This window comes from Wenyingzhuangia fucanilytica (assembly GCF_001697185.1).
GTDB classification, from domain to species: Bacteria; Bacteroidota; Bacteroidia; order Flavobacteriales; family Flavobacteriaceae; genus Wenyingzhuangia; species Wenyingzhuangia fucanilytica.
The window spans coordinates 1,200,959-1,213,291 of record NZ_CP014224.1; the positions used below are offsets into that span (position 1 = coordinate 1,200,959).

12 protein-coding genes are annotated in these 12,333 nt (G+C 30.5%); 1 reads left to right on the plus strand and 11 read right to left on the minus strand.

Translation table 11 applies throughout. The annotated features are described in order from the left end of the window. The 4 genes from AXE80_RS05015 to AXE80_RS05030 all read right to left on the minus strand — a co-directional run bounded on the left by AXE80_RS05015 (nt 1) and on the right by AXE80_RS05030 (nt 3,809). Entirely contained in the window at nt 1-2,472 is a 2,472-nt protein-coding gene (locus tag AXE80_RS05015) for an FtsK/SpoIIIE family DNA translocase (RefSeq protein ID WP_068825025.1), read from the minus strand. A 33-nt stretch (nt 2,473-2,505) separates the two neighbouring features. Then, entirely contained in the window at nt 2,506-2,919 is a 414-nt protein-coding gene (locus AXE80_RS05020) for a diacylglycerol kinase (protein WP_335673667.1), read from the minus strand. Between the two features lie 15 nt (nt 2,920-2,934). Continuing rightward, the gene (gene tpx, locus AXE80_RS05025; RefSeq protein WP_068825029.1) at nt 2,935-3,429 is read right to left on the minus strand and encodes a thiol peroxidase; all 495 of its coding nucleotides are present in this window, start codon (nt 3,427-3,429) and stop codon (nt 2,935-2,937) included. An 83-nt stretch (nt 3,430-3,512) separates the two neighbouring features. Further along, a complete protein-coding gene (locus AXE80_RS05030) occupies nt 3,513-3,809 on the minus strand; it encodes an isoamylase early set domain-containing protein (RefSeq protein WP_068825031.1) in 297 nt (98 codons plus the stop codon). Nucleotides 3,810-4,061: 252 nt separating this feature from the next. Between AXE80_RS05030 and AXE80_RS05035 the strand changes: the two genes are divergently transcribed. Continuing rightward, nucleotides 4,062-4,553: a DinB family protein gene (locus tag AXE80_RS05035; RefSeq protein WP_068825035.1), complete on the plus strand. Its 492-nt coding sequence runs from the start codon at nt 4,062-4,064 to the stop codon at nt 4,551-4,553. Here AXE80_RS05035 and AXE80_RS05040 read toward each other — a convergent pair. The 7 genes from AXE80_RS05040 to AXE80_RS05070 form a co-directional block, all read right to left on the minus strand. Beyond that, nucleotides 4,550-4,771, minus strand: a complete 222-nt coding sequence (locus tag AXE80_RS05040) for a DUF6095 family protein (protein WP_068825037.1) — start codon at nt 4,769-4,771, stop codon at nt 4,550-4,552. The two genes, AXE80_RS05035 and AXE80_RS05040, sit on opposite strands and share 4 nt — an antisense overlap. Next, entirely contained in the window at nt 4,761-5,579 is an 819-nt protein-coding gene (gene murQ / locus AXE80_RS05045) for an N-acetylmuramic acid 6-phosphate etherase (RefSeq protein WP_068825039.1), read from the minus strand. Before murQ ends, AXE80_RS05040 begins: the two co-directional genes overlap by 11 nt. A gap of 87 nt (nt 5,580-5,666) precedes the next feature. Continuing rightward, nucleotides 5,667-6,515, minus strand: coding sequence for a DUF4249 family protein (locus AXE80_RS05050; protein WP_068825041.1), 849 nt, complete (start codon nt 6,513-6,515; stop codon nt 5,667-5,669). Nucleotides 6,516-6,519: 4 nt separating this feature from the next. Further along, nucleotides 6,520-8,883, minus strand: a complete 2,364-nt coding sequence (locus AXE80_RS05055; protein ID WP_068825043.1) for a TonB-dependent receptor — start codon at nt 8,881-8,883, stop codon at nt 6,520-6,522. Between the two features lie 139 nt (nt 8,884-9,022). Then, on the minus strand, nt 9,023-10,231 hold the full coding sequence (gene lysA, locus AXE80_RS05060; protein ID WP_068825045.1) for a diaminopimelate decarboxylase: 1,209 nt from the start codon (nt 10,229-10,231) through the stop codon (nt 9,023-9,025). Nucleotides 10,232-10,434: 203 nt separating this feature from the next. Then, nucleotides 10,435-11,667 carry a peptidase T gene (gene pepT / locus AXE80_RS05065; RefSeq protein ID WP_068825047.1) on the minus strand — a complete coding sequence of 411 codons (1,233 nt, stop codon included), beginning with the start codon at nt 11,665-11,667 and terminating at the stop codon, nt 10,435-10,437. A gap of 81 nt (nt 11,668-11,748) precedes the next feature. Then, entirely contained in the window at nt 11,749-12,324 is a 576-nt protein-coding gene (locus tag AXE80_RS05070; RefSeq protein WP_157359346.1) for a hypothetical protein, read from the minus strand. Between the last annotated feature and the right edge of the window lie 9 nt (nt 12,325-12,333).

Here is a 12,333-nt window from a genome sequence, read left to right on the forward strand (position 1 = left end):
TTAATTGTTTTTTTCATCGGCTAATAATTGATCTAAAGAAGTTAAATCGGTAACTAAAACTTGTCTTGCTTTACTTCCCTCAAAAGAACCCACAATTCCTGCTGCTTCTAATTGATCTATTAATCTTCCTGCTCTGTTGTAGCCTAATTTTAATTTACGTTGTAATAATGAAGCCGATCCTTGTTGTGCAATTACAATGGTTTCTGCTGCTTCTCTAAATAATTTATCTCTATCGGCAATGTCAATATCAAGTTCTGTACCACTTCCATCTTCTCCAACATATTCAGGCAATTGATAAGCCTCTGGATAAGCTCTTTGTGAACCAATAAAATCGGTAATTTTTTCTACCTCAGGAGTATCAACAAAAGCACATTGTACACGAATTAAATCGTTTCCACTAGAAATTAATAAATCTCCACGTCCAATTAATTGATCGGCACCTGGCGCATCTAAAATGGTTCTAGAATCTATTTTAGAAGTCACTCTAAAAGCAATTCTCAATGGGAAATTGGCTTTAATAATCCCTGTAATAACATTTACAGAAGGTCTTTGTGTAGCCACAATTAAGTGAATTCCAATAGCACGAGCCAATTGAGCCAAACGAGCAATAGGAGTTTCTACTTCTTTACCTGCTGTCATAATTAAATCTGCAAATTCATCAATCACCAATACGATGTATGGTAAGAATTTATGACCATCATTAGGATTTAACTTACGAGCTTTAAATTTTTCGTTATACTCTTTAATGTTACGCACCATAGCATCTTTAAGCAAGTCGTAACGATTGTCCATTTCTATACACAACGAGTTTAAAGTATGAATAACTTTAGTAGTATCTGTAATAATGGCATCATCTGTATCTGGTAATTTGGCTAAGTAATGACGTTCTATTTTGTTAAATAAAGTCAATTCTACTTTTTTAGGATCTACCAATACAAACTTAATTTCTGCTGGATGTTTTTTATATAATAAAGATGTTAAAATTGCATTTAATCCTACAGATTTTCCTTGACCAGTAGCACCCGCCATTAATAGGTGAGGAGCTTTGGCTAAATCGAAAATAAATGTTTCGTTAGCAATGGTTTTACCTAAAGCAATAGGCAATTCCATTTTAGACTGTTGAAATCTGTTAGAAGCAATAACAGAGTTCATAGAAACAACTGTTGCTTTTTGGTTTGGAACTTCTATACCAATGGTTCCTTTACCTGGAATTGGGGCAATAATTCTAATTCCTAAAGCAGATAAAGACAAAGCAATATCATCTTCTAAGTTTTTAATTTTAGAAATTCTAATTCCTGCTTCTGGTACAATTTCATACAAAGTAATAGTAGGACCAACAGTTGCTTTAATTTGTGCAATTCCAATTTTATAATTGTTAAGAGTATCAACAATTTTATTTTTATTGGCTTCAAGCTCCCCAGCATCTACAGAAATACTATCATCAAACTCTCTTAATAAGTTTAGTGTTGGGAATTTATAATTTCCTAAATCTAAAGTAGGGTCAAATTCACCAAAATCTTTTACCAATTTATCTGATAAATTAGAAGTAGTAATTTCTTCTTTGGTTACTTGTTCTATGTCTATTTTAAGCTCTTCTTTAGAAGCTTCTTTTTCTTTAGCAGTTGTAATGTTAGAATGATTTTGAATGGTAGGGCTCACATTTTTTATGGCCATTTCAAAAGTAGAAGTAGGTTTTTCTTCTTCGTCTTTTTCTTCAAATTCATCTAAAGAGATTATTTTTTCTTTGATGATTTCTTTTTCATCATCTACATTGTTTTCAATAAAATCTTTTGGTTCTTCTTGATTGTTTTCTTCGGACTCGATAATACCATCTTCTGAGCGTGAAGAAGCAAAACTATTTTTAAATTCTTGAATTTCTTCTTTTTTAGGGAACCATCCTTTTATTCTTTCTGGAGTAATTTTAAAACGAATTACAAAATAAGTTGCATAACCAAAAATGATTAAAATAATCAATCCAAAAGGAGCAAGGTAAGGAATTAAGTAGCTGTTTAATTCAACCCCAACCACACCAGCAATTAGCGCATTTTGATTGGCAAAAAAACCAAAAGTTGTAGCTGTCCAAATTAACCCTAACATTCCCCAATTCCACGATTTAAATATTTTTTTAACTGGAATTTTTAATAAGATATATAATCCAGTAAAAAATAAAAGAATAGGAATAATGATGGCAGCAATACCAAAACCTTTATAGATAAAAAAGTAGCTTAGGTTTGCTCCTAATTTTCCTAGTAAATTTTGTGCTTCAACAGCTTTATCTCCTAATTGATGAACAGTTGACTGATCTGCTTGCCAAGTAAAGAAAAATGAGATAAAGGCAGTAAATAAGAAAATACCAAAAAGCAACATGAATAAACCAAAAACGGTTTGTGTTTGTCTGTTATTGACAAATTCTTGTAGTTTTGCTTTTTGATTGGTATTTGTAGTAACTTTTTTGTTGCTTTTTTTGGGCATTTAAAACAGTAAATTTTTGGTAAAGATACAGAATTACTGAGATAGGAAAAGCATTAATTTAGGGATATAAATAAAGGCTACTATTACAGCTCCAAATAATCCTGCAAATAATACAGCACCAGCACTAACATCTTTTATAGTCCCAATTTTTTTATCAAAATCTGGTTGAATAAAATCTGCTATTTTTTCTATAGAAGTGTTTAAAGCTTCTACACTAATTACTAGTCCAATGGCTAAAAACTGTAACATCCATTCGGTTCTAGTAATGTTGGTAAAATATCCTAATAGACTTAGTAATATTGTACTAACACAATGTACTTTAATTGCATTTTCAGTTTTAATCAAATATACAGCACCAATAAATGCATATTTTAAACTTTCAATTCTATTAATTACAAAGTTTTGTTTTTTTTGTTCCATACTAAAAGAAAAGGCTTGCAATTGCAAGCCTTTAAAGTTTTATTATAAGGCAGCTAAAGCAGCTTCGTAATTAGGTTCGCTAGTCGTTTCGCTTACTTGTTCAGTATAGGTGATTTCTCCTTGAGTATTGATTACTACAATAGATCTAGACAATAAACCTTCTAAAGGCCCATCTGCAAAGGTTACTTCATAATCTTTTCCAAAGTTTCCAGAAATATCAGATAAACTTAAAACATTTTCAATTCCTTCGGCACCACAAAAACGTGCATGAGCAAAAGGTAAATCTTTAGAAATACATAAAACTTTTGTATTTGCTAATTCAGAAGCTTTTTTGTTAAATGTTCTTACAGAAGTAGCACAAGTTCCTGTATCAATACTAGGAAAAATATTTAAGATTAAATTTTCACCTTCAAAGTCTGATAAACTTACTTCAGATAAATCAGTGTTTCTTAATGTAAAATTAGGGGCTTTGGTTCCAATAACTGGTAAATTACCAATAGTTGTAATAGGGTTGCTCTTTAATGTGATATTTGCCATTTTTATATATTTTTTTGAAAACTAAATATATAAAAAATGCCTTTAACAACGTTAAAGGCATTGGGGTTTATATTAGATTATTTTTATAATGCAACTAAAGAGTTTTCTGCATTTGCATATTCGTTAAAAATCAATGCTTCAGGCTCATCATCATTTACATATTCACCATCTAAAATATACTTGTACTCGTATGATTTTTCTGTTTCTAAATCAACAACAACTTTAAAAGTTCCGTTTTTTAGTTTTTTTAATGGTGTTGTAGTTGAGTCCCATTCGTTAAAGTCACCTACTAATACAACTTCTGTAGCTTCAGGAGCAGAAATTGAAAATGTTACTTTACATACTGGTTTACTCTTTAAAAATTTCTTAGTAATAGCCATAGTTTATTAGTTTTTTATAGTCACAAATTTATAAATAAATATAGTATTTGTTAAGTTTTTTTTCTGAATGTGTTGATTTTTAATGATTTGTTAAATTATGTCCTTTAACATTAGTTAATTGTTAAGTCTGAGTATTTATTCTTGTTTTAATGATATTAATTTTTATGAATAAAAATTAAATTAGGGTAACCTAAGTTAATTTTTTATATTTAAACGACTTAATTAGTTGATATGTTTAAGTAAAAAAGATTAATGATATACACAATAGTTGAAAATTTACAGAAAGGAAGAAGTTTGTTAGTGGATATTTCCCAAGAACAGTATTGTGATAAATCTATTCCGCCATACTACTCAAGTATAGGTGGGCATATGAGACATATTTTAGATATGTTTCATTGTGTTTTTTCAGGTTATCAAAATGGAAGGGTAGATTTAACTAAAAGAGAAAGAAATATTAATGTTGAGACTTTTCCTAGTTATGCAACAGCATATTTAGATTCAATAGTTCAACACTTATTAAATTTGGAGGAATCAGATTTGAGTAGAACTATACAAGTTGTAGATGATTTAGGTAATGGATGCTGTACTGTTGACTCTACTTTAGGAGCAATTTTAGCTCAAGCACAAAGCCATACCATTCATCATTATGCAACAATTGGGTATATGTTACATCATTTAGGAGTTACTTTAAAAGATGATAGTTTTGGATTAAATCCTACAACTCCAAAGGTGTTAAAGTACTAATCTTTAAACAAGTGGCTTAATAAAGCTCTTATTCCTAACACAAATAATATAATGGTTGCTATGGCTAGTAAAATTCCTACAATTAAAAAGCCATAAATACCATCTTTTTGTAGTGCTTTAAACCCTATGTTAACAAGTACAGGGCTTAAGATTAATAAAGGCAATACAGCTGCCATGATATTAATTCCCCTTTGTAAATGACTTTTTTTATTGTTCATTGTTTATGTTGTTAATTACATTTCTTACACTACCATGGGTTAAAAGTAATTCCTTTGCTTTTGAATATGATATTTGTAGTTCATCAACAAGCATTTGAGTTCCTCTGTCTACCAATTTGTCATTAGACAATTGCATGTCTACCATTTTATTACCTTTTACTTTTCCTAAAAGAACCATGGTAGCTGTACTAATCATGTTTAAAACCATTTTTTGAGCAGTACCAGCCTTCATTCTAGAACTTCCTGTTACAAATTCAGGACCTACGGTTACTACAACAGGAAAATTAGATACTTTTTCTAATGGTGTATTGGTATTCATGGTAATACATCCGGTAATGATATTGTTTTTTTGACAAGACTCTAATGCACTTACAACATATGGAGTAGTTCCAGAAGCGGCAATTCCAATAACCACATCCTTTTCATTGATATGATGATTTAATAAATCTATCCAACCTTGCATATCATCATCTTCAGCATTTTCTACCGCTTTTCTAATAGCGGTATCTCCACCTGCAATAATTCCAACTACTAATTCATGCGGAACTCCAAAAGTAGGAGGACATTCAGAGGCATCTAAAATTCCCAAACGGCCACTAGTACCTGCTCCCATGTAAAATAATCTTCCTCCGCTTTTTAATTTTTCGGTAACAGCATCAATAAGTTTTTCAATATTTGGTAAGCATTTTTTTATAGCCAATGCTACTTTTTGATCTTCTTGATTGATGTATTGAACCAATTCGGTTGTTGACATGTTCTCCAAATTGCTATATAGTGAATCTTGTTCGGTGGTTTTATGAATTGCCATTTTTGATGTTTAGAGTATGTAAATATAAAAACAAAACCCTACAAAAGTTTTTTTTGAAGGGTTTAATATAGGCGATGTTAAGTGTTTTTATTTTACAATATAACTTTCTTTGATGTATTGATTGACAGAAAAATATCCCAAGGCATAATTGTCTTTGTTGGTAGTGTTTAAAATATTTCCTCTAACCGAAGCTGGTGCAGTAGAAAAAGGTCCGTTTGATCCTTGTGCTAAACTTAAAACTTTATCAAGATAGTTTTTATACCCTTTACTAATCCCATATAGAGTAATATCAATGTTCATATTAGCTTCTAGTTCGTCATCAATATATGCAATATCAAAATGATTGTCTTCACCGCTATCATCGTATTCTTGATCGTCTAAAGCACTGTATTCAGGAATAATTCTATAAGGGGTTTCAATTTTATTTAAGTAGTAATTATCTACATCTTTTTCATTTTCAACATTGATGTTTAATTGAATTGTTTCATCTGGGAAAGTAACTGTTTTTTGATCTATAAAATTAATTTTTGAAATACTGGTAAAAGTATCATGTGCTGTGTATGTCTCCCCATCCACAATTACAGTAAGGTAATAGGTTTTTCCAATTTCTGGTCTGTCAAAATTATCAGAAGTGTATATTCCATCTTCAAACTCATCAACTCCAGGATTAATATCTAAAAAAGTACCCATAGAATTTCCATCTTCATCGGTAATAGAAATACTAGCCCCTAAAACTTGAGGATAGCTTTGGTTGTAATAGCTAGTTGTTTGGGTTAGTTTTATGGTTTGTAGTCTTGAGTTAGCATTTTTGTCAATGTCTATATTAGCTTCAATAACCAATTTTGGATCTACATTGTTTAGCTCATCTATTATAATTTCTTCTGTACAAGAAATTGTTAGTAAGGCTAGTAATAATAGGTATATATATGTTTTCATTTTTTTAGAATTTAAAGTTATAGGTAACTGATGGAATGATTCCAAAAATTGAAAGTTTTTCGGTAATGTTTCTTCCAGTTTCTACATCTTGACTAAATAGAATAGAAGAGGTGTTTTGTCTGTTGTAAATATTGTAAATACTAAAAACCCATTCTCCTTTAAATTTTTTCTTTTCGTATTTTTTGGGTTTGTAAATAGCAGATAAATCTAACCTGTGATAGATAGGAAGTCTAAAAGTATTTCTTAATCCATAGTTGGGAACATTAACGCCTAAATATTCATAGCTTCCTGTTGGATAAGAAACAGGCTGACCTGTTTGCAAAGAAAAGTTTGAATTAAAATTCCACTTTTTTGATGGTTTATAACTAAGCAATAAACTTAAATCGTGTGTTTTGTCATAACCTGTAGCATACCAAGCACCATTGTTAATTCCTATTTCCTCTGGAGTTCTTCCTTTTGTTTGTTGCTCAGATCTAGATAAGGTGTAGCTAATCCATCCCGAAAGTTTTCCTATTTCTTTTTTAAATAAAAATTCTAAACCATAAGCCCTTGATTTTCCTGCTAGTACTACAGATTCTATGGCTTCTTGTGCAATTAAATCTGCTCCATCAATATAATCTAATCTGTTTTTAACTGTTTTACCAAAAACCTCTACAGTTAAGCTATAATTGTTTTTAAAGTCTTTGTTGTAACCAAAAGCAATTTGATCGGACATTTGAGGTTTTATATATTCTCCACTTGGCGTCCAGATGTCTAAAGGTGATGGAGATTGTGTGTTAGATATTAAATGTAAATATTGCGCCATTCTTTGGTAACTAGCTTTAATAGAACTGTTGTTGTTAAAACTATAGGCAATAGAAAATCTAGGTTCTAAGTTGATATAAGTTTTTAAAGCCTCGTCTATTTTATAATCTTTTTTACCAATAGGAGTGGCTTGTTCGTATATTTTTAAATCAGCATCATAATCTACAGGGCTCCCTGCATATATGTTTTTATCTTTTTCTCCCATTCTAGCAAAACTAGAAACTCTAAGTCCGTAACGTAAATCTATATGATCACTTAATTTTTGAGAAACATCTACATAAACACCAGATTCAATAGCGTGTTTTTTAGCAATTTGATTTTCTTCTATTTTACTATCATCTCTATTAGGCTTTATTTTACCAGGGTTAAATTGATGAAGGATGGTGTTAAATCCGTATTCTACAGATACATTGTCGTTAAAATATTGTTTTAAGTCGTATTTAAGGTTGATGTTTTGTAAACCAGAATCCCATTTAAATCCAACAAAATCTAACTCTAATCCATAAAAATACTTACTGTATATAAGAGATAAATTAGAAAATAATTGATTGTTAAATACGTGATTCCATCTTAAGTTACCTACAGCGTTTCCGTAATTATTGATAAAGGAATTAGAAAGAGAAAATACATCATTTCCAAAATAACCAGATAGAAACAATTTGTTTTTTTCATCAATCTCCCAGTTTACTTTCGTATTTAAATCGTAAAAAAATGCGGTATTATCATTATCAGGCATAATTAAAGGAAAAAACAAATCGGCATAAGATCTACGACCGCTTATAAAAAAAGAGGCTTTGTTTTTAGCAATAGGACCTTCTAAAGTTAAACGAGAAGAAATACTTCCGATTCCTCCATTTCCATGAAACTTATATTTATTTCCGTCTTTTTGGTGTACATCTAATACAGAAGAAATTCTACCTCCGTATTTGGCAGGAATTCCACCTTTGTATAATTTTAAATCTTTAATAGCATCTGCGTTGATAACAGAAAACAATCCGAATAGGTGAGAGGTATTAAAAAGAGTAGCTTCGTCTAGCAATACCAAATTTTGATCTGCAGCTCCACCACGAACATTAAATCCCGATTGACCTTCACCAGCAGTGGTAACCCCAGGCAAAGTAGTAATGGCTTTTAACACATCTACCTCACCCATAATAGCAGGAATTTCTTTAATGGTTTTTACTTTCATTTTGTTCACACTCATTTCAGCTTTTTTAATACTGATTTTTTCTGTGCTACTAGTAATTACCACTTCACTTAAACTTTCTGCATTCTCGGTTAAAGAAAAATTAAGGGTGATGTTTTTAGTTAAATCAAGTGGTTTAGAAATGGTGTTGTAACCTAAATAAGAAATTTCTATGTTGTGCTTACCTTTGGATAAGGTTAGTGAATAGAACCCGTATTCATTAGTAACGGTTCCTTGATAGTTATCTTTATCAATAATACTCACTCCAATTAAAGTTTCGCCAGAAGCACTATCTTTTATAGAACCACTAATGGTGAATTTTTCTTGTGAGAAACTGTTTATAAAGCAAAGGAGTAAAACAAAAAGTATTTTCTTCATCAATTTTTATTTGAATAGCATTTTAAACAAAAGTAATTTTTTATAAGTAAAGATTTTATAACTAAATGTTAATAAGGTATCAATAGGAAGTTTTTGGGATAAAAAAAACGCTAACCGTTTAAGATTAGCGTTTTGATTTTTATAAAGAGTCAATCATTATTTGACCTTTTAAAATATCTTCAAAAGTTTCTCTTTCTCTAATTAAATAATCTTTTCCTTTTATTACTAAAACTTCGGCAGGTTTAAAGCGAGAATTGTAGTTAGAGGCCATAGAAAAACAATAAGCTCCAGCATTGTCCATACAAATAATATCTCCTTCACTTACTTTTCCTAATTCTCTATCGCTAGCAAAAGTGTCGGTTTCACAAATATAACCCACTACATTATAAGTTTGCTTTTCACCATTTGGATTAGAAATATTATGAACTCTGTGATAAGCATCGTACATCATAGGTCTCATTAAATGATTTAAACCACTATCCACCCCAACAAAATTAATGTTAGGAGTTTGTTTGATGACATTTACTTTTGCTAAAAACTTTCCAGATTCTGATACCAAAAACTTTCCTGGCTCAAAAATCAATTTTAATTCTTTTCCGTATTCTTTACAAAAAGCATTAAAACTAGTTCCTAAAACTTGTCCTAACTCTTCTAAGTTGGTTGCGTGGTCTCCATCTTTATAAGGCACTTTAAATCCGCTACCTAAATCAATAAATTCAATAGTATCAAACTGTCTTGCAATACCAAGTAAAACTTCCATAGCCTCTACAAAAGCACTAGGGTCTTTAATGTCAGAACCAGTATGCATGTGTACTCCGTTTACAGGAGTTCCATTTTCTGTTACTATTTTTTTGATTTCCTCTATTTGAGTGTGAGAAATTCCAAATTTAGAATCTACGTGTCCTACAGATATTTTTGCGTTTCCACCAGCCATAATATGCGGGTTGATACGTAAAGAAACGGGTGCATTAGGAAATGCTTTTCCAAATTTATCTAAGCTAGATAAATTGTCTAAAGTTATTTTAACTCCTAATTCTTTTGCTTCGCTAATTTCTTTAAAAGAAACTCCATTTGGGGTGTAAGAAATATCTTTTACATCAAAACCAGCAGCCAAACATAATTTAATTTCTTGCACAGAAACACAATCACCTCCAGATCCTAAATTCTTTAAAAATTTAAGAACATTAATATTGGTATTAGATTTTACTGCGTAGTTTAATTTTACATTTTTTACTGATGAAAATGCATTCATCATTCTATTGTACTGATGTTCTATTACATCGGCATTATATACATATAACGGGGCACCGTACTTTTCTGTTAATGAAATTAAAAATTGATTATCCATTAGTCTTGTTTTAAATCTACTATCTATTAATATTCAAAGCCACCTTAGTGACTACATCTCGACTCCGCTCGATGACCTAGGTGTTCGAGCGGAGTCGAGAACTTCTTATTTTTAAATGAAATTACAGGTTCATTTTAGCAAAACATAAATGTTTTTAATGTAAAGGTTTAAAAAAATGAATCTTTTGCTTTAAAACCTTTAACTTACTTATACTTATTTGCTGTAATTTCAGCAATGTTTATAATTACTTTTGTTGCTTTTTCTATTGATTCTAGTGGTACATATTCATATTTACCATGAAAATTATGACCACCGGCAAAAATATTTGGACAAGGCAATCCCATAAAAGATAATTGAGAACCATCTGTACCACCACGAATGGCTTTGTATATAGGTTTTATGTTCTCTTTTTCCATAGCTGCTGCTGCAATATCAATAATATGCATTACAGGAGTTATTTTTTCTTTCATGTTAAAATATTGATCCTTTATTTCTATAGAAAAAATATCCTCTCCAAACTTTTGATTTAGCGAAGATACTAAAGACTTCATATTTTCTTTACGCTCTTTAAATTTTTCTAAACTATGATCTCTTACAATATATTCTAATGTTGTTTTTTCAACATCTCCAAGAATGTCGTGTAAATGATAAAATCCTTCGTAACCTGTTGTTTTTTCAGGAACTTCATTTGCAGGCAATCCGTTGATAAAATGTTGAGCCACCAAAATAGCATTCACCATTTTGTTTTTAGCATATCCTGGATGAACGTTTTTACCTTGTATAGTTACTACAGCACGAGCAGCATTAAAATTTTCGTACTCCAATTCTCCAATTTGACTACCATCCATAGTATAAGCCCATTCGGCACCAAAAGCTTTTACATCAAATTTATGAGCTCCTTTTCCTACTTCTTCATCAGGCGTAAAACAGATTCTAATTTTTCCATGTTTTATTTCAGGATGATTTACCAAATACTCCATAGCCGTTACTATTTCTGTAACACCTGCTTTGTCATCGGCACCTAATAATGTTGTTCCATCAGTAGTAATAATGGTTTGCCCTTTGTATTGTTGAATATCATCAAAATAAGTAGCATCTAAAATAATGTTCTGATCTGCGTTTAAAACAATATTTTTTCCATCATAATTTTTATGGATTTGAGGATTTACATTTTTTCCACTAAAATCAGGACTTGTATCTATATGTGCTACAAAACCTATGGTAGGTACTGTGTGAGATACATTGCTTGGTAGGGTAGCGGTTAAATAACAATTTTCATCTAACATAACTTCAGAAAGACCAATGTCTTTTAGTTCTTGCTCTAACATACGCGCCAATGTCCATTGTTTTTCTGTACTAGGAAAAGCAGGATTGGTTGGGTCAGACTGCGTGTCTACCGTAATGTAACGAACAAATCTATCTAAAATATGTTGCATGGTATTTGTTAAATTTTGAGCAAAAATAGCTAAGTGTTTACAATAGGCATAACGTTTTAATAAAATAAAACGTTTTGTTTTTTATTGTTTAGTCATTTGGGTTAGTGAATTAAAAATAGCAATACTCTCACAGGTGTTTTTTTCTAAATTTTGACTTCCGTTAATTTTAGATTCCAATAAAAAATAGTGATCAGGATAGGTAAGGTAACATTGAATATTGTATAGTACAATATCCTCTTTTTTCTGAAAACTATAAATGGCATATGCAGCACTATCTTTAAAATCTATAAAACCTTCTTTGATGATATAGGCTCTTGGAATAGATTTTATTTGAGACATTAAATGCTGTCTAAAATTATCACTTAAAGTAATGTTACCTTCAAAACGAGTGATGTCAATAATAAAAGATTCTGAATAATTCCTAGTAGTATCAGCCGAGTAAATTCTAGATTGATAATCATCAAAATACAATTCGGTCTTCCAGTTTTTTCCTACTTTAATTTTAAAATTATGATGAACATCATTTACTACTCTGGTATTTTTGATTTCTGTTTTTTGTTCGCAAGAAAATAAATCAAACAAACTGTTTTTTTGTTGACAAGAACTAAGCAGTGATATAATGATAAATATGATGAAACAATGATTTTTTTTGCTCATTATTTTGTA

Excerpts from the sequence above, each read along its gene's own strand:
- AXE80_RS05015 (WP_068825025.1), bottom strand. The coding sequence starts at position 2,472 with ATGCCCAAAAAAAGCAACAAAAAAGTTACTACAAATACCAATCAAAAA.
- tpx (WP_068825029.1), bottom strand. The coding sequence starts at position 3,429 with ATGGCAAATATCACATTAAAGAGCAACCCTATTACAACTATTGGTAAT.
- AXE80_RS05030 (WP_068825031.1), bottom strand. The coding sequence starts at position 3,809 with ATGGCTATTACTAAGAAATTTTTAAAGAGTAAACCAGTATGTAAAGTA.
- AXE80_RS05035 (WP_068825035.1), top strand. The coding sequence starts at position 4,062 with ATGATATACACAATAGTTGAAAATTTACAGAAAGGAAGAAGTTTGTTA.
- AXE80_RS05040 (WP_068825037.1), bottom strand. The coding sequence starts at position 4,771 with ATGAACAATAAAAAAAGTCATTTACAAAGGGGAATTAATATCATGGCA.
- murQ (WP_068825039.1), bottom strand. The coding sequence starts at position 5,579 with ATGGCAATTCATAAAACCACCGAACAAGATTCACTATATAGCAATTTG.
- AXE80_RS05050 (WP_068825041.1), bottom strand. The coding sequence starts at position 6,515 with ATGAAAACATATATATACCTATTATTACTAGCCTTACTAACAATTTCT.
- AXE80_RS05055 (WP_068825043.1), bottom strand. The coding sequence starts at position 8,883 with ATGAAGAAAATACTTTTTGTTTTACTCCTTTGCTTTATAAACAGTTTC.
- lysA (WP_068825045.1), bottom strand. The coding sequence starts at position 10,231 with ATGGATAATCAATTTTTAATTTCATTAACAGAAAAGTACGGTGCCCCG.
- pepT (WP_068825047.1), bottom strand. The coding sequence starts at position 11,667 with ATGCAACATATTTTAGATAGATTTGTTCGTTACATTACGGTAGACACG.
- AXE80_RS05070 (WP_157359346.1), bottom strand. The coding sequence starts at position 12,324 with ATGAGCAAAAAAAATCATTGTTTCATCATATTTATCATTATATCACTG.